The 24,352-nt window shown below is 63.4% G+C and carries 25 protein-coding genes; 17 read left to right on the top strand and 8 right to left on the bottom strand.

Annotated features, from left to right (window positions below; translation table 11 throughout):
* Nucleotides 1-10 precede the first annotated feature (10 nt).
* Nucleotides 11-1,087 carry an adenosine deaminase family protein gene (locus tag AC3RCJ_RS27615; protein ID WP_492957390.1) on the top strand — a complete coding sequence of 359 codons (1,077 nt, stop codon included), beginning with the start codon at nt 11-13 and terminating at the stop codon, nt 1,085-1,087.
* Here AC3RCJ_RS27615 and AC3RCJ_RS27610 read toward each other — a convergent pair.
* Nucleotides 1,084-2,469: a short-chain fatty acyl-CoA regulator family protein gene (locus AC3RCJ_RS27610; protein ID WP_492957389.1), complete on the bottom strand. Its 1,386-nt coding sequence runs from the start codon at nt 2,467-2,469 to the stop codon at nt 1,084-1,086. The two genes, AC3RCJ_RS27615 and AC3RCJ_RS27610, sit on opposite strands and share 4 nt — an antisense overlap.
* Before the next feature lie 157 nt (nt 2,470-2,626).
* On the opposite strand from AC3RCJ_RS27610, the gene AC3RCJ_RS27605 reads away from it, so the two are divergent.
* The 5 genes from AC3RCJ_RS27605 to mmsB are packed head-to-tail and all read left to right on the top strand — an operon-like array spanning nt 2,627 to nt 8,139.
* A complete protein-coding gene (locus AC3RCJ_RS27605; protein WP_492957388.1) occupies nt 2,627-4,135 on the top strand; it encodes a CoA-acylating methylmalonate-semialdehyde dehydrogenase in 1,509 nt (502 codons plus the stop codon).
* A gap of 9 nt (nt 4,136-4,144) precedes the next feature.
* Complete coding sequence (locus AC3RCJ_RS27600) at nt 4,145-5,305, top strand: acyl-CoA dehydrogenase family protein (protein ID WP_492957387.1); 1,161 nt, start codon at nt 4,145-4,147, stop codon at nt 5,303-5,305.
* A complete protein-coding gene (locus AC3RCJ_RS27595; protein WP_492957386.1) occupies nt 5,302-6,087 on the top strand; it encodes an enoyl-CoA hydratase in 786 nt (261 codons plus the stop codon). Before AC3RCJ_RS27600 ends, AC3RCJ_RS27595 begins: the two co-directional genes overlap by 4 nt.
* The gene (locus AC3RCJ_RS27590; protein ID WP_492957385.1) at nt 6,080-7,210 is read left to right on the top strand and encodes an enoyl-CoA hydratase/isomerase family protein; all 1,131 of its coding nucleotides are present in this window, start codon (nt 6,080-6,082) and stop codon (nt 7,208-7,210) included. The genes AC3RCJ_RS27595 and AC3RCJ_RS27590 overlap by 8 nt, the downstream gene beginning before the upstream one ends.
* Nucleotides 7,211-7,233: 23 nt before the next feature.
* A complete protein-coding gene (gene mmsB / locus AC3RCJ_RS27585) occupies nt 7,234-8,139 on the top strand; it encodes a 3-hydroxyisobutyrate dehydrogenase (protein ID WP_492957384.1) in 906 nt (301 codons plus the stop codon).
* Between the two features lie 165 nt (nt 8,140-8,304).
* On the opposite strand, the gene AC3RCJ_RS27580 is transcribed toward mmsB, so the two are convergent.
* Complete coding sequence (locus AC3RCJ_RS27580) at nt 8,305-8,910, bottom strand: hypothetical protein (protein ID WP_492957383.1); 606 nt, start codon at nt 8,908-8,910, stop codon at nt 8,305-8,307.
* Between the two features lie 36 nt (nt 8,911-8,946).
* Entirely contained in the window at nt 8,947-9,525 is a 579-nt protein-coding gene (locus tag AC3RCJ_RS27575; RefSeq protein WP_492957382.1) for a hypothetical protein, read from the bottom strand.
* Between the two features lie 247 nt (nt 9,526-9,772).
* On the opposite strand from AC3RCJ_RS27575, the gene AC3RCJ_RS27570 reads away from it, so the two are divergent.
* Nucleotides 9,773-10,498 carry an HAD family hydrolase gene (locus AC3RCJ_RS27570; RefSeq protein ID WP_492957381.1) on the top strand — a complete coding sequence of 242 codons (726 nt, stop codon included), beginning with the start codon at nt 9,773-9,775 and terminating at the stop codon, nt 10,496-10,498.
* A gap of 87 nt (nt 10,499-10,585) precedes the next feature.
* Entirely contained in the window at nt 10,586-11,602 is a 1,017-nt protein-coding gene (hrcA, locus tag AC3RCJ_RS27565) for a heat-inducible transcriptional repressor HrcA (protein WP_492957380.1), read from the top strand.
* 58 nt (nt 11,603-11,660) lie between these two features.
* Here the strand turns inward: hrcA and fur are convergent, their stop codons facing one another.
* Nucleotides 11,661-12,092, bottom strand: coding sequence for a ferric iron uptake transcriptional regulator (gene fur / locus AC3RCJ_RS27560; protein ID WP_034778781.1), 432 nt, complete (start codon nt 12,090-12,092; stop codon nt 11,661-11,663).
* Between the two features lie 195 nt (nt 12,093-12,287).
* Between fur and AC3RCJ_RS27555 the strand changes: the two genes are divergently transcribed.
* From AC3RCJ_RS27555 to AC3RCJ_RS27535, 5 genes are read left to right on the top strand one after another with little or no spacing between them, the layout of a single operon-like run.
* Nucleotides 12,288-12,917, top strand: a complete 630-nt coding sequence (locus tag AC3RCJ_RS27555; RefSeq protein ID WP_492957379.1) for an outer membrane protein assembly factor BamE — start codon at nt 12,288-12,290, stop codon at nt 12,915-12,917.
* Nucleotides 12,918-12,929: 12 nt separating this feature from the next.
* Complete coding sequence (gene dapB / locus AC3RCJ_RS27550; protein ID WP_492957378.1) at nt 12,930-13,739, top strand: 4-hydroxy-tetrahydrodipicolinate reductase; 810 nt, start codon at nt 12,930-12,932, stop codon at nt 13,737-13,739.
* Between the two features lie 12 nt (nt 13,740-13,751).
* Nucleotides 13,752-14,426 (top strand): MotA/TolQ/ExbB proton channel family protein, encoded by a 675-nt coding sequence (locus tag AC3RCJ_RS27545; RefSeq protein WP_492957377.1) that lies wholly within the window; start codon nt 13,752-13,754, stop codon nt 14,424-14,426.
* Nucleotides 14,427-14,473: 47 nt separating this feature from the next.
* On the top strand, nt 14,474-14,869 hold the full coding sequence (locus tag AC3RCJ_RS27540) for an ExbD/TolR family protein (protein ID WP_492965261.1): 396 nt from the start codon (nt 14,474-14,476) through the stop codon (nt 14,867-14,869).
* Nucleotide 14,870: 1 nt separating this feature from the next.
* Nucleotides 14,871-15,197, top strand: a complete 327-nt coding sequence (locus AC3RCJ_RS27535) for a barstar family protein (protein WP_492957375.1) — start codon at nt 14,871-14,873, stop codon at nt 15,195-15,197.
* Between the two features lie 39 nt (nt 15,198-15,236).
* Here AC3RCJ_RS27535 and AC3RCJ_RS27530 read toward each other — a convergent pair whose 3' ends face one another.
* Nucleotides 15,237-16,484 carry a CaiB/BaiF CoA transferase family protein gene (locus AC3RCJ_RS27530; RefSeq protein ID WP_492957374.1) on the bottom strand — a complete coding sequence of 416 codons (1,248 nt, stop codon included), beginning with the start codon at nt 16,482-16,484 and terminating at the stop codon, nt 15,237-15,239.
* Complete coding sequence (locus AC3RCJ_RS27525) at nt 16,484-17,662, bottom strand: acyl-CoA dehydrogenase (protein WP_492957373.1); 1,179 nt, start codon at nt 17,660-17,662, stop codon at nt 16,484-16,486. The genes AC3RCJ_RS27530 and AC3RCJ_RS27525 overlap by 1 nt, the downstream gene beginning before the upstream one ends.
* A 159-nt stretch (nt 17,663-17,821) precedes the next feature.
* Between AC3RCJ_RS27525 and AC3RCJ_RS27520 the strand changes: the two genes are divergently transcribed.
* Complete coding sequence (locus tag AC3RCJ_RS27520) at nt 17,822-18,718, top strand: LysR substrate-binding domain-containing protein (protein WP_492957372.1); 897 nt, start codon at nt 17,822-17,824, stop codon at nt 18,716-18,718.
* Here AC3RCJ_RS27520 and AC3RCJ_RS27515 read toward each other — a convergent pair.
* Together AC3RCJ_RS27515 and AC3RCJ_RS27510 are read right to left on the bottom strand one after the other, a co-directional pair.
* Entirely contained in the window at nt 18,715-19,116 is a 402-nt protein-coding gene (locus tag AC3RCJ_RS27515) for a VOC family protein (RefSeq protein ID WP_492957371.1), read from the bottom strand. The genes AC3RCJ_RS27520 and AC3RCJ_RS27515 overlap by 4 nt on opposite strands.
* Before the next feature lie 41 nt (nt 19,117-19,157).
* On the bottom strand, nt 19,158-19,946 hold the full coding sequence (locus tag AC3RCJ_RS27510) for a DUF6597 domain-containing transcriptional factor (protein ID WP_492957370.1): 789 nt from the start codon (nt 19,944-19,946) through the stop codon (nt 19,158-19,160).
* 132 nt (nt 19,947-20,078) lie between these two features.
* Between AC3RCJ_RS27510 and leuS the strand changes: the two genes are divergently transcribed.
* The 3 genes from leuS to holA are packed head-to-tail and all read left to right on the top strand — an operon-like array spanning nt 20,079 to nt 24,344.
* Nucleotides 20,079-22,718 (top strand): leucine--tRNA ligase, encoded by a 2,640-nt coding sequence (gene leuS, locus AC3RCJ_RS27505; RefSeq protein ID WP_492957369.1) that lies wholly within the window; start codon nt 20,079-20,081, stop codon nt 22,716-22,718.
* A 2-nt stretch (nt 22,719-22,720) separates the two neighbouring features.
* Nucleotides 22,721-23,317, top strand: a complete 597-nt coding sequence (locus AC3RCJ_RS27500; protein ID WP_492957368.1) for an LPS-assembly lipoprotein LptE — start codon at nt 22,721-22,723, stop codon at nt 23,315-23,317.
* 10 nt (nt 23,318-23,327) lie between these two features.
* The gene (gene holA, locus AC3RCJ_RS27495; RefSeq protein ID WP_058048018.1) at nt 23,328-24,344 is read left to right on the top strand and encodes a DNA polymerase III subunit delta; all 1,017 of its coding nucleotides are present in this window, start codon (nt 23,328-23,330) and stop codon (nt 24,342-24,344) included.
* Nucleotides 24,345-24,352: the final 8 nt, after the last annotated feature.

Genomic DNA, 24,352 nt, shown 5'->3' with positions numbered 1-24,352 from the left:
AGCGAGCTTCATGAGTCATCCTGCCGACACCCTGCCTGCCCTGAGCATCGAACAGTTTTTACGCGCCATGCCCAAGGTGGAGCTGCATTGCCACCTGTTCGGCACGGTGCGGCAAGCCACTTTCCGCGCGCTGGCAGCCAAGACGGGCAATGTCGTCACCCCCGAGGAAATCGACGCGTTCTATACGCGCGGCGACAAGCCCGTCGGCGTGCTGCGCGTGCTGCGCGCGCTCGACGCGCACCTGATCGTCACGCCGGCGGACCTGTATTGCCTCGCCTACGAATACCTGGAAGACGTGCATGGCCACGGCGTGCGCTACGCGGAGTTCTTCTGGAACCCGACCGGCACCGTGCGCGTATCGGGCATCCGCTATGACGCGGCGCAAGACGCCATCGTGGCCGCCATCCGCGACGCGCAGCGCGATTTCGGCGTGATCGGCCGCTTGATCCCCAGCATCGACCGCGAAGCCGCTCCCGCGGAAGCCGTGCAGATGGTGGAATGGATGAAGGCGCACCGCGCGCCGGAAGTCATCGGCATCGGCATCGACTACCGCGAAAACGACCGCCCGCCGGAGCTGTTCATCGAAGCCTACCGCGCCGCGCGCGAAGCCGGCTTCAAATGCACGGCGCACGCGGGCGAATTCGGCATGCCGTGGATGAACGTGGCGACGGCGATAGACGAATTGCAGGTGGACCGGGTCGACCATGGCTACACGATCGTTGATAATCCTCAATTGGCGCAGCGCTGCGTGGAGCGCGGCCTGGTGTTTACGGTGGTGCCCACCAATTCATACTACCTGCGCACGCTGGCGCCCGAGCGCTGGGCGCTCGATCACCCGATCCGCGCCATGGCCAAGCTGGGCCTAAAGCTGCATCCGAACACGGACGATCCGACCCTGCACCACGTGACGCCGACGGGCGCCTGGATGATGATGCGCGAATTCGGCTTCGGCCTCGATGACATGCGCGGCTTCATGTTGAATGGCCTGGACGCGGCCTGGATAGACGAGTCCACGCGGCGCGACTGGCGCGCGGAATTTACGCGCGAATTCGATGCGCTGCGCGCGCGCGTCGTCGACGCCTCCTAAGCCGACACTGGCGGCACTGCCAGCAGCAGGGACGGAAACGCCCGCTGCGGGCAGCTCTGGCGCTCGCACACCTTGCAGCCCGTGCCGATGGGCGTGGCGCTGGAAGGGTCGTGCAGATCGAGTCCCTTCGAATAAATCAAGCGGTGCGCCTGCGAGATGTCGCAGCCCAGCGCCACGGCAAACGTCTTGCCGGGCGCGCGGAAGCCTGGCGAGGCCGTGCTGACCTGGCGCGCGATCCATAAATAGGTGCAGCCGTCGGGCATGCTGGCCACTTGCGTGAGCACCTGGCCCGGATGGCTGAAGGCGTCGTAGACGATCCACAGCGGGCAGGTGCCGCCCACCCGTGAAAAGTGAAAGTCCGTCGCCGACTGGCGCTTCGAGACATTGCCCGCGCGGTCGACGCGCACGAAAAAGAAGGGCAGGCCCGCCGCCTCGGGGCGCTGCATGGTGCTCAAACGGTGGCACACGGCTTCAAAACCCACGCCGAACTGGTGCGCCAGGCGTTCGATATCGTAGGCGCGCGTTTCCGCCGCCTGTAAAAAACGCTGGTAGGGCATCAACAGGGCGCCGGCAAAATAATTCGAGAATGCCAGGCGCGCGCCCGTCTGCGCCGCCGCGCCGGAGAGTCCCGCCGCCAGCACGAGGGCGTCGATCAGCTCGCTATGCTCGAGCAGGCTGACTTGCGCCGCCATCTGGAAGGCGCGCTGGCCGCCCGTCAGGGTGTCGGGCAAAAACAGGATATGTTGTTGCGCATCAAAGCGGTGCTTGCGCACCATGCCCGCGTCGCCGTCGGACAAGCGCACCTGGATGCCGTGGCGCTCCAGCAAGCGGCCCTGCAGCGCATCGAGCGTGCGCAGGGCGGGATCGAGTTCGCCCGCCACCAGCTCGGCCGCCCGGTCCAGCTCATCGATATAGTTTTGCCGCCGGTTCAGGTATTCGCGCACTTCCTCGTCCGTGGACGGGGCCGCCGAGCTGGCGCCGCGGCTGCCATCGTCGAGGCGCGCAGCCAAGGTATCGGCCCGTTCCGCCATCACGCGGTAGCGCCGCTGCAAGAGCAAGATCGAGCGCGCCAGTTCCGGCATGTTTTCCACCAGCATTTTGAGTTCGGCCATCGAGGTGGGCGGCGCATCGGGCAATTCGCCGAACACGTCGCGCACATCGGCCACCAGGCTGGCGCTGTCGTGCTCGGAAAATATTTGCGGATCGACCCCCAGTACCGTGCCGATGCGCAGCAGAATCGGCACCGTCAGCGGGCGCTGGTTGCGCTCCATCTGGTTCAGATAGCTGGGCGAGATGCCCAGGGCCTTGGCCAGCGCCACCTGCGTCATGCGCCGTTCCTCGCGCAGCCGCTGCAGGCGCACGCCCATGAAAACCTTTGCCATCGCGTTTACTCTTCCCTGGTTTGTGGAATCTGCAAATTTACAATCTTTGCAGATTAACAGATTCAGCTTTGCATTATCTCGCATTTTCACGCCTTGTTTGCGCAGGGGATTATGCGAATAATGCAAACAGACTTATACCCACACCAGGAGACACCGAGTGACCACGCAAACTGCAATTCCGACCGTTCCTTTATTGATCAATGGCGAGTGGCTTGAATCCCAAACCACCGTCTGGCGCGACGTCGTCAACCCCGCCACGCAGGAAGTATTGGCCCGTGTACCGTTTGCCACGCCCGAGGAAGTCAACGCGGCCATCGCTTCGGCCCAGCGCGCCTTCAAAACCTGGCGCAAGACGCCGATCGGCGCCCGCGCGCGCATTTTCTTGAAGCTCCAGCAACTGATCCGCGAAAACATGGCCGACCTGGCCGCCACCCTGACGATGGAACAGGGCAAGACTTTGCTCGACGCGGAAGGCGACGTGTTCCGTGGCCTGGAAGTGGTCGAGCATGCGGCCAATATCGGCACCCTGCAGATGGGCGAATACGCGCAAAACGTGGCCGGCGGCGTCGATACCTACAGCGTGATGCAGCCGCTGGGCGTGTGCGCCGGCATTACCCCGTTCAATTTCCCCGCCATGATTCCGCTGTGGATGTTCCCGATGGCGATTGCCTGCGGCAACACCTTCGTGCTGAAACCATCGGAGCAAGATCCGCTCGTGACGGAAAAACTCGTGCGCCTGGCCTTGCAGGCGGGCATCCCGGCCGGCGTGCTGAACGTCATTCATGGCGGCGAAGACGTCGTCAACGCCCTGTGCGACCACCCGGACATCAAGGCGATCTCGTTCGTGGGTTCGAGCAAGGTGGGCACGCATGTGTACCAGCGCGCCAGCCTGAACGGCAAGCGTGCGCAATGCATGATGGGTGCCAAGAACCACGCCGTCGTCTTGCCTGATGCAAATAAAGAACAGACCCTGAACCAGTTGTTGGGCGCGGGCTTCGGCGCGGCCGGCCAGCGCTGCATGGCGGCGTCCGTCGCCGTGCTGGTGGGCGAAGCGCGCGAGTGGCTGCCGGAATTGTCCGCCAAGGCGCAAACCCTGACGGTGGGCGCGGGCAAGGACAACCCGGACCTGGGCCCCGTGATCTCGTGCGCGGCGAAAGAGCGCGTGCATAGCCTCGTCGCCAAAGGCATCGAGCAGGGCGCCGTGCTGACCCTCGATGGCCGCGACGTCAAGGTTGATGGCTATCCGAACGGCAACTTCGTCGGCCCGACGATTCTCTCCGGCGTGAAACCCGGCATGGTCGTGTATGACCAGGAAATCTTTGGCCCCGTCCTGATCGTCGTCGAAGTCGACACCCTGGACGAGGCGATTGCCCTGGTGAATGCGAATCCGAACGGCAACGGCACGGCCCTGTTCACGCAAAGCGGCGCGGCCGCGCGCTACTTCCAGGAAGAAATCGACGTGGGCCAGGTCGGCATCAACGTGCCGATTCCCGTGCCCGTTCCCCTGTTCAGCTTTACGGGCTCGCGCGGCTCCAAGCTGGGCGACCTGGGCCCGTTCGGCAAGCAGGTCGTGCTGTTCTACACACAGACGCAGACGATCACCCAGCGCTGGTTCACGGACGCGGCCTCGGTGGGCAAGGTCAACACCACCATCAGCCTCAAGTAAGGAGCTGGCATGGACTTTGAATTGAGCGACGAGCAGCGCGAGTTCCAGCAGGCGGCGCGCGCGTTTGCCGAAGGCGAACTGGCGCCGCACGCGGCGCATTGGGATGCGGAATCGATTTTCCCTGTGGAAACGATTGCCAAGGCGGGCGAGATGGGCTTTTGCGGCCTGTACACGCCACAGCGCTGGGGCGGCCTGGGCCTGTCGCGCCAGGACGCGGCCATCGTCTTCGAGGAGCTGGCCGGCGGCTGCACCTCGACCACGGCCTACATCACCATCCACAACATGGCCACCTGGATGCTGTCGCGCTGGGGGCAGGAAGCCCTGTGCGACGAGTGGGTGCCGGCCCTGGCAGCCGGCCAGAAGCTGGCCAGCTATTGCCTGACGGAACCGCAGTCCGGTTCGGACGCGGCATCCCTGCGCACGAAAGCCGTCAAGGAAGGCGACTTTTATGTGTTGGACGGCACGAAAGCGTTTATCTCGGGCGCGGGCCAGACGGACATGCTGATCGTCATGGCGCGCACGGGCGGCGAGGGCGCGGCCGGCATTTCCGCCTTTGCCGTGGCGGCGAACTTGCCCGGTATCGTGTATGGCAAGAAGGAAGAAAAGATGGGCTGGAACAGCCAGCCCACGCGCATCATCAGCTTCGACCAGGTGAAAGTGCCTGTTGGTAACTTGCTGGGCGCGGAAGGCGAAGGCTTTGCGATTGCCATGAAGGGCATCGATGGCGGGCGCATCAATATCGCCGTGTGCTCGGTGGGCACGGCGCAGGCGGCCCTCACGCGCGCGCAAGCCTACATGAAGGAGCGCACGCAGTTCGGCCGCGAGCTGGCCCAGTTCCAGGCCCTGCAATTCAAGCTGGCCGACATGCTGACGGAACTGGTGGCGGCGCGCCAGATGGTGCGCCTGGCGGCCTGGAAGCTCGACCAGGAAAGCCCGGATGCGACGGCGTATTGCGCCATGGCAAAACGTTTCGCCACGGATGTAGGTTTTAATGTGGCCAACGATGCGCTGCAATTGCACGGCGGCTACGGCTACATCCGCGAGTACCCGCTCGAGCGCCACGTGCGCGACACGCGCGTACACCAGATCCTGGAAGGGACGAATGAAATCATGCGCCTGATCGTCGCGCGAGCGATTCTGAAAGACGGCGCCACGGAGACCTTACGATGACTAAAGTGTATACCAACCTGTTGCTGGAACGCCGTGGCCATACGGCCCTGGTGACCCTCGATAACCCGCCGGCCCATACGTGGACCCTGGCCAGCCTGAACGCGCTGAAAGAGCTGGTGGCCGACCTGAACGCGGACGCCGACGTGTACGCGCTCGTGATCACGGGCGGCGGCGCCAAGTTCTTCTCGGCCGGCGCCGACCTGAAGGTGTTTGCCGACGGCAACAAGGACACGGCCTTTGCCATGGCCGCCGCGTTTGGCGAGGCCTTCGAGGCGCTGTCCGCATTCCGCGGCGTCAGCATCGCCGCCATCAATGGCTACGCCATGGGCGGCGGGCTCGAATGCGCGCTCGCTTGCGACATCCGCATCGCTGAAGAACACGCGCAGATGGCCTTGCCGGAAGCCTCCGTCGGCTTGCTGCCGTGCGCGGGCGGCACGCAGCACTTGCCGTGGCTGGTGGGCGAAGGCTGGGCCAAGCGCATGATTTTGTGCGGCGAGCGGGTCGATGCGGCCAAGGCCCTGGCCATCGGCCTGGTCGAGGAAGTCGTGCCAACCGGCAAGGCTGCCGCCACGGCGTTGGCCCTGGCCGCCAAGGTGGCGCGCCAGAGCCCCAGCAGCGTGACGGCATGCAAGACCCTGATCCAGGGCGCGCGCAGCCATCCGCTCGTCGATTCCCTGCCCGACGAACGCACCCTGTTCCTGGGCCTGTTCGATACGCAAGACCAGAAAGAGGGCGTGCAAGCGTTCCTGGAAAAACGTCCGGCGGAGTGGAAGAATGGTTGATACCGTCAGTATTGAAACCGTCAGGATCGAAGAACGCGACTGTCCCGGCGGCATGAAGCTGGGCCTCATCACCCTCGACGCGCCGAAGTCCTTGCATGCGCTGACCCTGGAGATGATACGCGCCATCGATGGCGCCCTCGTGCGCTGGGCCGGCGACTCTGCCATCGCCTGCGTGGTGCTGCACTCGTCGACGGACAAGGCCTTTTGCGCGGGCGGCGACGTGCGCAGCCTGCGTTCGGCCGTGGTGGAACAGCCCGGTGTCGTGCCGAACCCGCAGGCGCTGGCCTTCTTTGCCGAGGAATACCGGCTCGACCACCGCATCCATACCTATGCGAAACCGCTGCTGGTGTGGGGCGGCGGCATCGTCATGGGCGGCGGCCTGGGCCTGATGGCCGGTGCCAGCCACCGTGTCGTGACGGAAAGCACGCGCATCGCCATGCCGGAAATCACCATCGGCCTGTTCCCCGACGTGGGCGGCAGCTGGTTCCTGGGCCGCATGCCGGGGCGCAGCGGCCTGTTCCTGGGCTTGACGGGCGCGCCCATGAACGCGGCCGACGCCCTGTTCGCGGGCCTGGGCGACTATTTCCTGCGCCAGGAAGAGCGGAACATGGTGCTCGACGCGCTGGCGCTGGCGCAATGGCAAGCCAGTCCGCAGGCGAACAGCGAGCAGCTGGACCGCCTGCTGCGCGGCTTCTCGGCCCCTGCATCCATGTTGCCCGTTTCCGAAGTGCGCGCCAACTTCGACGCCATCGCCGCCTTGACGCAAGCGCCCACCTTGCCCGAAGTGGTGGCCGCCATTGCCGCGTATGACGGCGATTCGGCCTGGCTGCAAAAGGCAGCCCACTCGCTGGACAAGGGCGCGCCCAGCTCGGCCGCCCTGGTGTGGGCCATGCGTGAACGCACGCGCCACATGAGTCTGGCGCAAGTGTTCCAGCTGGAACTGATCGTTGCCGTGCAATGCTGCGCCCATGCGGACTTCAGCGAAGGCGTGCGCGCCTTGCTGATCGACAAGGACAACGCGCCGCAGTGGCAGCCGGCCAGCCTGGCCGAGGTCAGCGATGCGTATCTCAATGAATATTTCACGGCGCCATGGGATAGCCATCCCTTGCGCGACCTGCATTAAAAGAACAACAGGAGACTTCAACAATGCAACATATCGCTTTTATCGGCTTGGGCAACATGGGCGCGCCGATGGCCCGCAACCTGGTGGCTGCCGGCTTCCACGTGTCCGTGTTCGACCTGGCGCCGGCGGCCGTGGCCTCCCTCGTCGAAGCCGGCGCCACGGCGGCCGCATCCGCCAGCGCGGCCGTGCAGACGGCCGACGCCGTCATCACCATGCTGCCGGCCAACAAGCACGTACAGGAACTGTACCTGGCGGCAGGCGGCGTCCTCGATTCGGCCAAGCCGGGCGCCCTGTTCATCGATTGCAGCACCATCGCCGCCGACGTGGCGCGCCAGGTGGCGCAGGCAGCCAGCGAACGCGGCTTTGCCATGATCGATGCGCCCGTCTCGGGTGGTACGGCGGGCGCGGCGGCCGGCACCCTGACCTTCATCGTTGGCGGCCCGGACGCCGCCTTGCAGCAGGCGCGGCCCTTGCTGGAAAAGATGGGCAAGAACATCTTCCATGCGGGCGAGGCGGGCGCGGGCCAGGTGGCGAAGATTTGCAACAACATGCTGCTGGGCATTCTGATGGCGGGGACGGCCGAGGCGCTGAACCTGGGCGTGGCGCATGGCCTCGATCCGAAAGTCTTGTCCGACATCATGGCCAAGAGCTCGGGCCGCAACTGGACCCTGGAAGTATACAACCCGTGGCCCGGCGTCATGGATGGCACGCCTGCCTCGCGCAATTACACGGGCGGCTTCGGCACGGCGCTGATGCTGAAGGACCTGGGCCTGGCGCAGCAGTCGGCCTTGTCGGCGAACGCGCCCACGCCCTTGGGCGGACTGGTGCGGCAGATGTACCAGATGCATGCGCAGGCCGGTTATGCGGCGCAGGACTTTTCCAGCATCGTGCAAATGCTCAATCCCGCTTTGAGTGCAACTGACGCCTGAGGAATTGTGGGCAAAAAAAAGCCCGCTGGTGAAAGCGGGCTAAATCCAATTCTTGGAAGAGTTGGAGGAGACAGATGCATTATGCTGCATCGCCACATATAACTCCAATTTATCTTTGGAATATCAATTATTGATTCCGGTGATATCTCTTCCTGGCGGTAAGGCTTACACCGGGGAACAGGCAATCTTCACGGTGTTCACCACTGCGCTACCCATGCGGCCCACGCCCGTCGACAGGCCTGTTGCCGGATCGACCTCCACGCTGCATTTCAGGCCAGCAGGGCTGGTGATCACGTCAATGCCAAACGGCTGGCCGTCGGCTACCGCGTCAGGCATGGTGAAGGTGGTCGCGCCCTTGACCAGTGTCAACTGGCGTGCCGTGCTGCCGTTTGCCAGGACCAGGCCATCGACGGTCAGGCCCGTGATCGTGCCGCCCACGGCGTAGCTGTTTTGCGTGCAGTTGACGAGAGCCTGGATGCTCACATAATGGCCTGCAGAGCCGCTGCCGCCGGAGATGGTACACGTCATGTGGTCTGGCTGCTGCTTGAAGCTAATGTTGTAGTCCGTGCCGTAGTCGATGCGTTTCGGGAAGGTGAACGAGCTGGCGCCGACCGGTGGCGAGACTGTGTCGCTGCCGTTGGCGAGGATCAGGCCGCTATTGTTCAGGCCGGTAATCGTACCGCTGACATCATATGAGGCCTTGCCGCCGCAAGCGGCCAGGCCCACGGTCAGCAACAGCGCGGCCAGAGGGCGCAAGCAGGATGACTTCATGTGTTTCTCCAAAATATAAGTGACGGATCGTAAGGATTACTTGGGCGTGCAAGCAACGACCAGGCTGGCATTGTTGGCTGACCCCATGGTGCCTTTCGGATTGCTGACGGTGCAATCGAGGCCTGCAGGATTGGCCAGCACGGAAATGTTGTACTGCGAGCCATCGCCGACGGTGGCAGGGAAGGTGAAGCTGGTGGTGCCGGCTTGCGGGCTGACGCTGCTGGAACCATTGATCAGGATCAGGCCGTTGGCGTTGAGGCCGGAAATCGATCCGCCCAGCGTGTACTGGTCGGTAATGCAGCTGACGTAAGCCATGGACACGGAATAACTGTTTGCCTTGCCGCTGCCGCTGGTGATGGTGCAAGTGGCGCCTTTTGGCTGCTGGGCAATGGTGATATTGTAGCTGTCATCCGTCTTGACGAGTTTGGTGAAAACGAAACTGCTGGCGCCTGAGGTGATGGGCAAGGTTTCATCGCCATTTTTCAGGATCAAGCCGTCCTTGGCCAGGCCGCCAATCGTGCCGCTCAGGTACAGATTGCCGCCGCTGCCGCCGCAGGCTGCCAGTGTGGCAGCGCACGCCGCCGCCAGCATCGAGCGCAGGTACAAATTTTTCATACATTCTCCAAAACGAATTAGGTAGGGTAGCGCAATACGGACGCTGGCGCCGCATTGGAATGGCGCCTATTTTAGTCTATCTGGCAAGCCGATTGATCTTGCCTTGTATCACCCTGTAACAATTTTTCCTTGCCAGGCGCCGGCCTGGCCCCACTTGCGGAGGGCACGGGCATGCCGGCGGCAGCGATCAATGCGACAATAGACACCCGCCGCACGCCCCGTCGCGGCACCATTTTGTGAACCAGCCATGTCTCTTGCCCCTGTAAATGCTGCCGTGCCGCCCAAGGCCATCCTGTTCGACCTGGACGATACCCTGTGGCCCATCGCGCCCGTGATCGCTGCCGCCGAAACCCTGTTGCACGACTGGCTGGCCGTGCATGCGCCGAAGGTGGCGCAGCAGTTTTCGATCGAGGTGCTGCGCCAGCATCGTTTGGCCATGCTCAATGAGCAGCCGCATTTTCATGGCAACCTGATTGAATTGCGCCGCGCGGGCTTGTTGTCGGCCTTCGAGGCGGCAGGCGAAGACCCGGCCCTGGTCGACCAGGCCATCTTGCAATTCATGGCCGCGCGCAACCGCGTCCAGCCGTATGACGATGTCCTGCCCGGCCTGGGCTGGCTGGGACAGCGCCTGCTGGTCGGTTCCATCTCGAATGGCAATGCGGACCTTGACATTATCGGCCTGGCGCAGCATTTCAGGATATCCATCGCCGCCAGCGACTTTGGCGTGGCCAAGCCCGATGCCAGCATCTTCCTGGCCGGCTGCGCCGCGCTGGGCGTGGCACCGGACGAGGCGGTGTACGTGGGCGACGACCTGTATTTCGACGTCACGGGAGCGCAAGGGGCGGGCATGCGTGCCGTCTGGATGAATCGCAAGGGCAGCGATGCCCACCTGGCCGCCGGCGTGCGGCCCGACGCCATCTGCGCGAACTTTGATGAATTGCTGCTCTGGCTGCGGGGCCAACTGGAAGATTGATCGCCGCTGGGCGGGCGAACGTGCATAATAGGACATATTGGCGCACCGCCCCTGCGGTACCAGAATACTTGCTTAATTAAATACACCATGCAACTCGATACACGTGCCCAAACCCTGCTGAAAGCCCTGGTCGAGCGATATATCGCCGACGGCCTGCCGGTCGGTTCGCGCGCCTTGTCGAAGATTTCCGGCCTCGACCTGTCGCCGGCCACGATCCGCAACATCATGGCAGACCTTGAAGAGCTCGGTTATGTGTCCAGCCCGCATACCTCGGCGGGCCGCATACCCACGCCGCGCGGCTACCGCATCTTTGTCGATACCTTGCTGACCGTCAAACACCTGGACGAACACCTGGTGGAGTCGCGCATGCGCCTGCAAACGCAGCAGCCGCAAAAGACCATCGCCAATGCGGCGCAGATGCTGTCGTCGCTGTCGCAGTTCGCCGGCGTGGTATTGAGCCCGCGCCGCGAATCCGTGTTCCAGCAGATCGAATTTTTGCGCCTGTCCGAAAAACGCATCCTGCTGGTGATCGTCGGTCCCGGCGGCGACGTGCAGAACCGCCTGTTGCTGACGGACGCAGACTATACGCCGGCGCAACTGGTGCAGTCGGCCAACTATATCAACCAGAATTATGGCGGCCTGTCGTTTGACGCCGTGCGCGTGCGCCTGCAGGGCGAACTGCGCCAGTTGCGCGACGATATGGGCAGCCTGATGCAGGCGGCGGTGGAGGCGGGCAGCGAGGTGATGGCCGACCATACGGACGACATGGTGATCTCGGGCGAGCGCAACCTGCTTAGCGTGAGCGATCTGTCATCGAATATGCATTCGCTGCGCCAGATGTTCGACATGTTCGAGCAAAAAACGGGCCTGATGCAGTTGCTCGACGTGTCGAGCAAGGCGACGGGCGTGCAGATCTTCATCGGCGGCGAATCGAACCTGGTGCCGATGGATGAAATGAGCGTGGTGACGGCGCCGTATGAAGTCAACGGCAAGATCGTGGGTACGCTGGGAGTGATCGGGCCGACCCGCATGGCATACGAGCGGGTCATCCCGATTGTCGATATCACGGCTAAATTGCTGTCCAACGCGCTCAGCCACCATTAGCGATGGCTGAGGCCTGGTATCGAGGGCTTGCCGGGCGCGCCGCGCCGGCCGCCGTGGGTCAGGCGGTTTTGTGCGGGCAGGCCGTCTTGATGCAGTTGCCGTAGATGGCCAGCGCGTGTTCGGCGATCTTGAAGCCACGCTCCTCGGCCACTTTTTGCTGGCGCACTTCGATGTCTTCGTCGAAGAATTCTTCGACCCGGCCACAATCGAGGCACACCAGGTGATCGTGGTGGGAACCTTCGTTGAGTTCGAAAATTGCCTTGCCCGTTTCAAAATGGTTGCGATTTAGCAAGCCAGCTTGTTCGAACTGGGTGAGGACACGGTAGACAGTTGCCAAACCGACATCCATATTGTCGGCCAGCAGAATCTTGTAGACGTCTTCCGCGGTCAGGTGGCGTACCGGGCTACTCTGGAAGATATCGAGTATCTTCAGGCGAGGCAGGGTGGCTTTCAGGCCGCTTGCCTTGAGATCACTAGGATTGTTACTCATGTTTGTTGCTCGTATGTGGGTCAGGTGCTTTATCATATAGCGTTTTGTCGGGGAGTGCCAAAATATGCATTTTTTGGCTGGCCGGTCACTCCTGGCGTTTTGTTCATCCAATTGAGGTCATTTATGCGCGTAACACCGGCTGTATTGCCATCTCTCTGGCACCGTATTTCATTTCGAGCACCAGTCGTGGCGGGCATGGTCTGTGTCGCGCTGACGGTGTCCGGCTGTGCCAGCCGCGGCATCCTGGGCGAAAAGCCGGCCATTACCCAGAAAGAAGGCAAGGAAGTCGTGCCCGAGAATGGCGCGCAGACGACGACCGTCACGCCGCTGCAGAAATTCATGTGGTTTTTCTCGCCGTATCGTCCAGACATTCAACAAGGCAACTTTATCTCCGAAGAAATGCTGGCCCAGCTGAAAGTGGGCATGACGCGCGAGCAGGTGCGTTTCATCCTTGGCACGTCCTTGCTGACCGATATTTTCCATGCAGATCGCTGGGATTACCCCTTCCGCCTGGCCAAGGGCAGTGGCGAAACCACCAGCAGCCGCGTGGTCGTGTTCTTCGACAAGGAGGGCAAGGTGTCCCGCTTCGAGGGCGGTAACTTGCCGACGGAGAAGGAATACATCGACCGCATCGCCGGTCCTTCGCCCTTCGCCAAGGTGGCCAAGGCGGACGTGCCTGCCGCTTCCGTGCCGTCGCCCGTGGCGCCAAGCGCCGTGCCGGTACCGGCCGATGCCGCGCCCGCCATTCCGGTGAGCAAGCCTGACGTGGCGCCGGCACCGGCGGCCGATGCCGTGCCAGCTGCCGAACCCGTTCCCACCAAATAAGCTGGAAATACAATGACTGAACTGAAAATTGCAATCGCGGGCGCCAGTGGCCGCATGGGCCATATCCTGATCGAAGCGGTCGGCAACGCGCCCGACGCCGTGCTGGCCGGTGCGCTCGACCGCGCCGGTTCGCCCTCCCTCGGCCAGGACGCGGCCGCCTTCCTGGGCAAGCCTGCCGGCGTGCCGATCGAGTCTAGCCTGGCTGCTGGCTTGGCGAACGCCGATTTCCTGATCGACTTCACGCGTCCCGAAGGCACTTTGCAGCACCTCGCGTATTGCGCCGAGCATGGCATCAAGATGATCATCGGCACCACCGGTTTCGATGACGCGGGCAAGGCCGCCATTGCCGCTGCCGCTGAAAAGACGGCCATCATGTTCGCGCCGAACATGAGCGTGGGCGTAAACGTCACCATGAAGCTGCTGGAACTGGCCGCGAAAAGCCTGTCCGAAGGCTACGACATTGAAATCGTCGAAGCGCATCACCGCTTCAAGGTCGATGCGCCGTCAGGCACGGCCCTGCAAATGGGCGAAGTGGTGGCTGGCGCCCTGGGACGCGACCTGAAGGAATGCGCCGTCTATGGCCGCGAAGGCGTGACGGGCGAACGCGACCCGTCGACGATCGGCTTTGCCACCATCCGCGGCGGCGATATCGTGGGCGACCACACGGTGCTGTTTGCCGGCATCGGCGAGCGCATCGAGATCAGCCACAAATCGAGCAGCCGCGTGACATACGCGCACGGCGCCCTGCGCGCCGCCCGTTTCCTGGCCGACAAGCCGACCGGCCTGTTCGACATGCAGGATGTGTTGTCCCTGAAAAACTAGGACGTCAGCACCATGGCGCCGGGCACAGTGAATCACTTGAGCCTGGCCCAATACTGGCTGCAGGGCGATGCCGTCAGCCACGCGGTTGCATATGCCTTGCTGGGCATGTCCTTGCTGAGCTGGTATTTGATGCTGAGCAAGGCAGTTTCTACTTGGAAAGTGCGGCGCGCCGCCCGCCGCCTGCCGGCTTTCTGGGCCGCGCCCAGCCTCGACGATGGCATGGCCGTGCTGGCCATGGCCGATACCGAACTGATCTACCTGCCTCTGGTGCTGCATGGCCGCAGCGCGGCGGCCGAGGCGCCTGCCCTCAGTGCCGCCTTGCCGCCGCGGGAACAATTGACGCGCAGCTTGCGCGATGGCATCGCGCATGCCACCGTGCGCCTGGAACGGGGCTTGACCACGCTGGCCTCGGTGGGCGCGACGGCGCCGTTCTTCGGTTTGCTGGGCACCGTATGGGGTATCCACCACGCGCTGGCGAATGTGGCGCAAGGCGATGGCTTGCGTGTCGAGCAACTGGCCGGTCCCGTTGGCGAAGCGCTGGTCATGACGGCGGCCGGCTTGCTGGTGGCGATACCGGCCGTGCTGGCCTACAATGGCTATAACCGCATGAACCGGCTGACCCTGGCCGAGCTCGATGCATTTGCGCACGACCTGCACGCTTACTTGACGGCTCAGCGGGAGGCATGATGGCATTCGGTTCCTTTCAGCAACGTGGCGGCGTGCCCCTGGCGAGCATGTCCGATATCAATGTCACGCCCATGGTCGACGTGATGCTGGTCTTGCTGGTGATCTTTATCCTGGCTGCGCCCATGTTCACGCACGCCGTCAAGCTGGAGTTGCCGAAGGCCGATGCGCGCGGCGAAGCCGTGGCTGGCGAGACGGTCAACGTGGCCATCGATGCGCAAGGGCGCGTGTTCTGGAACAATCAGCCTGTCTCCCCCCTGGCCCTGGAGGCGCGCCTGGCGCAGGCGGCGCGGCAGGCCAGGCCGCCGCAGCTGCAATTGCGCGCGGACAGAAATACCCGTTATGAAGCGGTGGCCAGCTTGATGGCCGCTGCGCAATCCCATGGCTTGCAACGCCTCGGTTTTGTCACCGATCCCGCGCAGCCCCACTCTATGGAAAAGAATTGATATGCCTAGTGCCCTATTGAATGGAAAAGACATCACCGACTGGACCAGCTTTCATGCGCAATGCGTGCAGGCGTTTGGTTTCCCCGAGTTCTATGGCAATACCATGGACGCCTGGGTCGATTGCCTCAGCTATCTGCGTGACGAAGACGGCATGACGCAGTTCCGCCTGCAGCCGAATGAAGTGCTGGAGATCGTGGTGCAGGATGCGCAGGCGATGAAGGCGCAGGTGCCGGACTTGCTGGAAGAGATGACGTTCTGTATCGCCGGCATCAATGAACGCTATGAAGATTATGGCGAAAAGCCGGCGCTGAAACTGGTGCTGAAATAAACAACGCGGGACAGTTTGGCGACTGTCCCGCGTTTTGCCTTAGACGATCTTGCGTTCACGCAAGTCGTCGATCTGGCCCCGTTCCAGCCCCAGCCATTGCTGCAGCACCTCGTCCGTATGCTGGCCCAGCAAGGGCGGCGGCAGCCGGTATTGCACCGGCGAGCCGGACAGGCGCACGGGATTGGCCACCAGCGCAACAGTCCCCGCCGTCGGATGCGGCATCTCCACTTTCAAGCCGCGCGCCACCACTTGCTGATCGGCAAAGACCTGGTCGATGCGGTTGACGGGGCCGCACGGCACGGCTTGCGCCTCGAAGGCGCTGATCCACTCGGCCGTCGTGCGCATGACCGTGGTCTGGCGCATCAAGGGGATCAGGATCGCCCGGTGCGCCACGCGCTGCGGATTGCTCATGAAACGCTCGTCCTGTGCCCATTCCGGGTGGCCGGCGACGGCGCAAAAGCGCGAAAACTGGCCATCGTTGCCGATCGCCAGAATCATGTCGCCATCGGCCGTGGGAAAATCTTGATACGGAACAATGTTCGGATGGGCATTGCCCATGCGCTGAGGTACCTTGCCGCCGCACAAGTAATTGGCTGCCTGGTTGCCCAGCGCCGCCACTTGCACGTCGAGCAGGGCCAGGTCGATATGCTGGCCCAGTCCCGAGCGCTCGCGTTCCGCCAACGCCGCCTGCACGGCGATGGTGGCGTACAAGCCGGTCATGATGTCCGTCTGCGCCACGCCCACTTTTTGCGGTCCGGCGCCCGGCTGGCCGTCGGGCACGCCCGTGATGCTCATCAAGCCGCCCATGCCCTGGATCAGGAAGTCGTAGCCGGCGCGCGCCGCGTACGGCCCGTCCTGGCCAAAGCCCGTGATGGAGCAGTAAACGAGGCGCGGGTTGAGCGCCAGCAAGCTGGCAGAGTCCAGGCCATATTGCTTCAAGCCGTCCAGTTTGAAATTTTCCAGCAAGACATCCGCTTCGGCCGCCAGCTGGCGCACCAGCGCCTGGCCTTCGGGGGCGGCCAGGTCGATGCACAAGGAGCGCTTGTTGCGGTTGGCGCACTGGAAATAGGCGGCCTCGGCTGTATCGCGGCCGTCCTCGTCCTTCAGGTAGGGCGGGCCCCAGGAGCGCGTGTCGTCGCCGCGCCCCGGCTGCTCGACCTTGACCACGTCGGCACCGAGGTCGGCCAGCAATTGCCCGGCCCACGGGCCGGCCAGCACGCGCGACAGGTCCAGCACGCGCAAGCCGGTCAACGGCGCGGGCCGCAGGGTGGAAGCCAAGGCGTCCATTAGTTGAAGGCGGCGATGCCGGTGATGGCGCGGCCGATGATCAGCGCGTGCACATCGTGCGTGCCTTCATAGGTGTTGACCACTTCCAGGTTGACCAGGTGGCGGATGACGCCGAACTCGTCGGAAATGCCGTTGCCACCCATCATGTCGCGCGCCATGCGGGCGATGTCGAGCGCCTTGCCGCAGCTGTTGCGCTTCATGATGGAAGTGATTTCCACGGCCGGCGAACCTTCATCCTTCATGCGGCCCAGGCGCAAGCAGCCTTGCAAGCCCATGGTGATTTCCGTCAGCATGTCGGCCAGTTTCTTTTGCACCAATTGATTCGCCGCAAGAGGGCGGCCGAATTGCTGGCGGTCCATCGTGTACTGGCGTGCCTTCAGGTAGCAGTCTTCGGCCGCGCCCAGCGCGCCCCAGGCGATGCCGTAGCGGGCGCTGTTCAGGCATGTAAATGGTCCCTTCAGGCCGCGCACGTCGGGGAAGGCATTTTCTTCCGGGCAAAATACTTCATCCATGACGATTTCGCCGGTGATGCTGGTGCGCAAGCCGACCTTGCCGTGGATCTCGGGCGCCGACAGGCCTTTCCAGCCTTTTTCCAGCACGAAGCCGCGGATCGCGCCTTCATCGTCCTTGGCCCAGACGACGAACACGTCGGCGATGGGGCTGTTGGTGATCCACATCTTGGCGCCGGAGATACTGTAGCCGCCCGGTACCTTGCGCGCGCGCGTGACCATGCTGCCAGGGTCGGAACCGTGGTTCGGTTCCGTCAGTCCGAAGCAGCCGATGAATTCGCCGGTCGCCAGTTTCGGCAGGTATTTCTGCTTGGTTTCCTCGTTGCCGAAGGCATTGATCGGCACCATCACCAGCGACGATTGCACGCTCATCATCGAGCGGTAGCCGGAATCGACGCGCTCGACTTCGCGCGCGGCCAGGCCGTAGCAGACGTAGTTCAGGCCGGCGCCGCCGTATTCTTCGGGAATGGTCGTGCCCAGCAAGCCCAGTTCTCCCATTTCGCGGAAGATGGCGGCGTCCGTGCGGCCATGGCGGAACGATTCGAGCACGCGCGGCACCAGGCTGCCCTGGCAATAGTCGCGGGCCGCTTCCAGCACGGCGCGTTCGTCGCCCGTCAGTTGTTCTTCCAGCAGCAGGGGGGAATTCCAGTCGAATACGGTTTTGCTCATCACAGGCCTCGCAGGTGAGCGCCGGTGATCGGCGCAAGATTGAATATGGCTCATGGTAGATTTTTGCCTTGCCTTGCGCAAACGATTTTTTCGCACCCAGACATGCGTATGACGCATATCTTGCGGCATACTAGGGTTCTTTTACCCGCCGGATACCCGATGTCACGCAAAATCCCGATGCTGCAGGCGCTAAATTGTTTCGAGGCCGCCGCGCGCCACCAGAGCTACACGCACGCGGCGCGCGAACTGTCGCTGACGCAAAGTGCCGTGTCGCGCCAGATATCCTCCCTGGAAAGCTTTCTCGGCGTGCAACTGTTCCAGCGCACGCGCCATGGCGTGCTGCTGACCAGCGCCGGCGCCGCGTATGCGCGCCAGATCGCGGCCCGCCTCGATGGCCTGGAGCGCGACACGCTCGACACCATGGCGCGCCAGGGCGGTGGCGGCGCCTTGCAGCTCGCGTCCGTGCCCACGTTTGCCACGCGCTGGCTGATGCCACGGCTGTCGTCGCTGGCCGGTTTGCACCCCGATATCGTCGTGCATATCGACGCGTATACAAAACCGTTCATGTTTGCCGATACGGAATACGATGGCGCCCTGTATGCGGGCACGCCCGAGCAGCTGGCGCGCTGGCCCGGCACGCACGCCACCTTGCTCATGCATGAGGAAATCGTGCCCGTCGCCAGCCCGAGCCTGCTGGCCGCGCGCAGCGCCTGGCAGCCGCAGCATTTATTGGAACTGACCTTGTTGCAACAAAGTACGCGTCCCGGCGCCTGGCGCCAGTGGTTTGACGCCATGCAGGTCGATGGAGAAGGGGCGCGCTACGGCGCCCGCTATGAACTGTTTTCCATGCTGGCCATGGCGGCCGTGCAGGGGCAGGGCGTGGTCTTGCTGCCGCGTATGCTGGTCGAGGCGGAACTGGCGCGCGGCGAGCTGCGCATCGTGTGCGAGCGCCCACTGCGCGGCCAGCGCGCGTATTACCTGATCACGCCCGAGGCAGCGCATGAAAAGCAGGCCTTGCAGCAGTTCCGGCTGTGGCTGCAAGGCGAGGCGGCTTAGACGACCTTGGCGCTATCGAAGTGGGGATTGTCGATCAGGCCGATCTGGTTGCCGAACGGATCGAGCAACTCCACCGTGCGGATGCCGTCGCCCACGTCCGTGATCGGATGGTGCAGGCTGGCGCCCAGCGCGACGATGCGCTCGACTTCCTGTTCGATGCCGTCCACGCCCCAGTACGTCACGCTGCCCTGCGTGCCCGGCTCGCCGCCCGGCAGCAGGCCCAGCTCGAAGCCGCCGATGGCAAAACCGACATAGAACGGCTGGTCGAAATACGGCGCGGTGCCGAACACCTGGCTGTACCAGGCCTTGGCCTGCTCCAGGTCGGGGACGGGATAGGTGACGGTGCGCAAGCCCTTGATCATGTTCTGCTCCTGGTGAATGAAGAATGTCGCCATCATGCCATTGGCGCACGCCGCGCGATTGGAAAAATGGAAGGTGCTCACGCGCGCCGGTCCGTCAGCCAGGCCTCGGGCGAACTGCGGGCGAACTCCTGGAAGTCGTGGATCAGGTGCGACTGGTCGAAATAGCCATACTGCAAGGCCACTTGTGCCCAGTCCGGCTGCTGCGGCTGGTTTTTCAAGCCAGCGCTGGCGGCCCGGAAACGGCAGATGCGGGCAAACAGCTTCGGGCTGATGCCGACCTGTCGCCGGAATTGCAGCGCCAGGTGCTGGCGCGACACGCCCAGCCGCTGCGCCAGGCCATCCACGCGCAGCATGCCGTGCGCGCCTTCGATGGCGGCAATGGCGTGCTCGGCGACGCCGGCCTGGCGCAGCGGCGGTCCCTGGCGCAGGCGCAGCAGCAGATAATCCTGCAAAATGGCAATTCTTTGTACCGGGGACAAGGGGGCGCTCCACAGTGCGTCACCGAGGCGCGCCGCCAGCTCGCGGCCCCACAGCTGCCGCAGATCGGCACGTCCATCGTTGAGTTCGCACAGGGGCAGCTGGAAGAAGCGTGCTGCCGCGCCCGGCTTGAAGCGGGCCGCCACCGTCTGCACGAGACCGTGGCTGACGACGGCAATCGGCGCCGTCATCATGCCGACGGCAAAGCTGGCGTCCTGCTGGTCCTGGCACAAAATATCGATGCAATTGTCGGGCAAGACCTGGTGCGTGAGGGGCGTGGCGCCCGTCTGCACGCGGCAGGTCCAGACGCAGTCCAGCCATGGCCGCAGGGCGGGAATGGGCGGATATTCCTGGTAGACGATCATGGCCGGCTTTGATGCAAAGAACAAGATTGCCCATATATTACACAGCATAATTGTGCGCCGGCCAAAATTTGCCGGTCCGGGCCGCCAGCGCGCCGCGCTATCGGGCGGCGACAACCAGTATAATGCTCGGTTCATATCCACTATTGGCCGCACATCATGCAAGATAAATATAGTCCCGCCGACGTCGAACAAGCCGCCCAATCGCACTGGAAGGCGATCGACGCCTATAAAGCCGTCGAACACGACCCGCGTTTCCCAAAAGGCAAGTATTTTGCCTGCTCGATGCTGCCTTACCCTTCGGGCAAGCTGCACATGGGTCACGTGCGCAACTATACGATCAATGACGTGATGTACCGCTACCTGCGCATGAATGGCTACAACGTGCTCATGCCGATGGGCTGGGATGCCTTCGGCATGCCGGCGGAAAACGCGGCCATGGCCAACAACGTGCCGCCCGCGCAATGGACGTATTCCAATATCGCCCACATGAAGCAGCAGATGGAATCGATGGGCCTGGCCATCGACTGGTCGCGCGAAATGACCGCCTGCAAGCCCGAATACTACAAATGGAACCAGTGGATGTTCCTCAAGATGCTGGAAAAAGGCATCATCTACAAGAAAACCGGTACCGTGAACTGGGACCCGATCGACCAGACCGTGCTGGCCAATGAACAAGTGGTCGACGGCAAGGGCTGGCGTTCCGGCGCGCTGATCGAAAAGCGCGAAATCCCGATGTACTACGCGCGCATCACCGATTACGCGGAAGAACTGCTGGCCTATGTGGACGACAAGCTGCCGGGCTGGCCCGAGCGCGTGCGCACCATGCAGACCAACTGGATCGGCAAGTCGACGGGCGTGCGCTTCGCCTTCCCGCACCAGATCAAGGATGCCGAAGGCGCCCTGATCGGCGACGGCAAGCTGTACGTGTTTACCACGCGTCCGGACACCGTCATGGGCGTGACCTTCTGCGCCGTGGCGGCCGAACACCCGCTGGCCATCCACGCCGCGCAAACCAATCCTGCACTGGCCGCCTTCAACGCCGAATGCAAGCTCGGTTCCGTGATCGAGGCGGACATGGCGACGATGGAGAAGAAGGGCATGCCGACCGGCCTGTTCGTCACCCATCCGCTGACGGGCGCGCAAGTGGAAGTGTGGGTCGGCAACTACGTGCTGATCACCTACGGCGACGGCGCCGTGATGGGCGTGCCGGCGCACGACGAACGCGATTTCGGCTTTGCCAAGAAATACCATCTGCCGATCAAACAAGTGATCGAAGTCAAGGGCCAGGAATTTTCGACGGACGCCTGGCAGGAATCGTACGGCAGCAAGGACGGCGTCTGCATCTCTTCCGGCAAATACGACGGCCTGCATTTCGCGTCCGCCGTCGACGCGGTGGCCGCCGACCTGGCCGAACTGGGCCTGGGCGAAAAGAAAACCACGTTCCGCCTGCGCGACTGGGGCATTTCGCGCCAGCGCTACTGGGGCACGCCGATCCCGATGATCCATTGCGGCGACTGCGGCGTGGTGCCGGTGCCGGAAAAAGACCTGCCGGTGGTGCTGCCGGAAGACTGCGTGCCGGACGGCACGGGCAATCCGCTGAACAAATATGAAGCCTTCTTGCAGTGCGACTGCCCGCAGTGCGGCAAGCCGGCGCGCCGCGAGACGGACACCATGGATACCTTCGTCGATTCGTCGTGGTACTACATGCGCTATACCTCGCCAGGCTCGAACGACGCCATGGTCGATGCGCGCAACGATTACTGGATGCCGATGGACCAGTACATCGGCGGCATCGAACACGCGGTCATGCACTTGCTGTACGCGCGGTTCTGGACCAAGATCATGCGCGACTTCGGCCTGGTCAAGTTCGACGAGCCATTCGTCAATCTGCTGACGCAGGGCATGGTGCTCAACGAAACCTATTATCGCAAGGACGCGGCGGGCAAGACCACCTGGTTCAACCCGGACGACGTGCGCCTGTCGCTCGACGACAAGGGCCGTCCGCAGTCCGCCATCCTGGCGGCCGACGGCCAGCCGGTGGAAATCGGCGGCACGGAAAAAATGTCGAAGTCGAAGAACAACGGCATCGACCCGCAAGCGCAGATCGAGCAGTACGGCGCCGACACGGCCCGTTTGTTCACCATGTTCGCCTCGCCGCCGGAACAGACCCTGGAATGGTCGGGCAGCGGCGTCGAAGGCGCGAACCGCTTCCTGCGCCGCGTGTGGAACTTCGGTTACGCCCAGTCGTCGACGATTCAAGCCGCACTGGCTGGCGCTGCCGCACCGGCCACGGGCGAGGCACAGAAAAACCTGCGCCGCGAACTGCACAAGCTGCTGCAGCAGGCCGATTACGACTTGAAGCGCATCCAGTACAACACCGTCGTATCGGCCTGCATGAAGATGCTCAACACGCTGGAGTCGGCCAAGCTGGATGACAGCGCGCAGTCGAAGGCGCTGATCGCCGAAGGCTATTCGATCTTCCTGCGCCTGCTGAACCCTGTGGCGCCGCACATCACCCACGTCCTGTGGCAGGAACTGGGCTATGCCGGCGTGCATGGCGACCTGCTCAACGTCGCCTGGCCGCAAGTCGACCCGCAAGCTTTGGTCCAGTCCGAGATCGAGATGATGATCCAGGTGAACGGCAAGCTGCGCGGCTCGATCACGGTCGCCAAGGATGCGGACAAGGCCAGCATCGAAGCGGCCGCCCTGGCGTGCGAGAGTGTGCGGAAGTATGTCGAGACCACGCCGAAGAAAGTCATCGTCGTGCCGGGCAAGTTAATCAGCATCGTGGTGTAATCATGACGACTTCCTCTTCCGTATCGCAGATGGGCCGCCGTGCCGTGCTGGCTTTGGGTCTGACTGTTTTGCTGTCGGCCTGCGGCTTTCACTTGCGCGGTTCGAACGGCAGTTTCATGCTACCGTTCGCGACGATGTATATCGGCCTGCCCAATTCGTCGCCGCTGGCGATCGACCTGAAACGCTATATCCGCGCCATCGGCAGCACGGAAGTGGTCGACACCAAGGATGGCGCCGACGCTGTCCTGGAGGTGCTCAGCGATCCGGAGAGGAACCGTACCAAGACCATTCTGACCCTGAACAGTAGTGGCCGCGTGAGCGAGTACCAGCTCGGGTATGCCATCAATTTCCGCGTCCTGGACAAGGCCGGCAACCAGCTGCTGGCGCCGACGGCCATCAGTCTCGTGCGTCCGATCACTTTCAACGATGCTCAGGTGCTGGCCAAGGAAACGGAAGAAGCGGCGCTGTACCGCGACATGCGCAACGACCTGGTGCAGCAGATCATGCGCCGCCTGGCGGCCATCAAGCCGGTGCTGCCGGCCATGTCGGTGGCGCCAGTGGCACCCGTGACGCCGGTCGCGCCGGCTGCGCAGCAGTAACGGGGACGCCATGCAATTGCGGATAGACGCGCTCGACGGGCATGTGGCCAAGCCGCTGGCGCAACTGTATGTGATCACCAGCGACGAGCACCTGCTGGCGCTGGAAGCGGCCGACAAGATCCGCCGCGCGGCGCGCGCGCAGGGTTACTCCGAGCGCGACGTGCTGACGGTGGAGCGCAGCTTCAAGTGGGGCGAGCTGCTGGCGGCGAACCAGGAGCTGTCGCTGTTCGGCGATAAAAAACTGATCGAGCTGCGCATCCCCACCGGCAAGCCGGGCAAGGATGGCGGCGCGGCGCTGCAAAGCTACGCGAAAAATCTCAGCCCCGACAACCTGACCCTGATCACCCTGCCCAAGCTGGACTGGGCCACGCAGAAAGCGGCCTGGGTCGCCAGCCTGCAGCAGGCGGCCGTGTATATCGACATTCCGAATGTGGAACGGGCGCAGTTGCCGGCCTGGATATCCCAGCGCCTGGCCGCGCAGGGGCAAAGCGCGGAACGGGCCAGCATCGACTTCATCGCCGAGCGGGTGGAAGGCAACCTGCTGGCGGCGCACCAGGAAATCCAGAAACTGGGTCTGCTGCATGCGGCGGGCAAACTGACGTACGAACAAGTGCAGGACGCGGTGCTGAACGTGGCCCGCTATGATGTCTTCAAGCTGTCCGAAGCCATGCTGGCCGGCGATCCGGCGCGCCTGGTGCGCATGCTCGAAGGCTTGAAAGGCGAGGGCGAGGCGCTGCCGCTGGTGTTATGGGCCGTCTCCGAGGAAATCCGCACGCTGTTAAAATTGAAGGCCGGCATGGCGCAAGGGCGGCCCTTGGGCGCGCTGCTGAAGGAATACCGCATCTGGGGCCCGCGCGAGCGCATGATGGAACCGGCCCTGCGGCGCATTTCGCTGCCCGTGCTGGAAGCGGCGCTGCAGCAGGCGGCGCAGGTGGACAAGATGATCAAGGGCTTGCGCGCCAAGGGCTACGCGGGCGACGCCTGGGATGCCATGTTGCAACTGGGCCTGAAGATCGCCCGAGGCTAGGTTTTTAC

The sequence above is a fragment of the Janthinobacterium sp. GW822-FHT07H11 genome, assembly GCF_058798615.1.
Note: the sequence above shows the minus strand (reverse complement) of the source record. Positions and strands in the feature narration are given on the sequence as shown.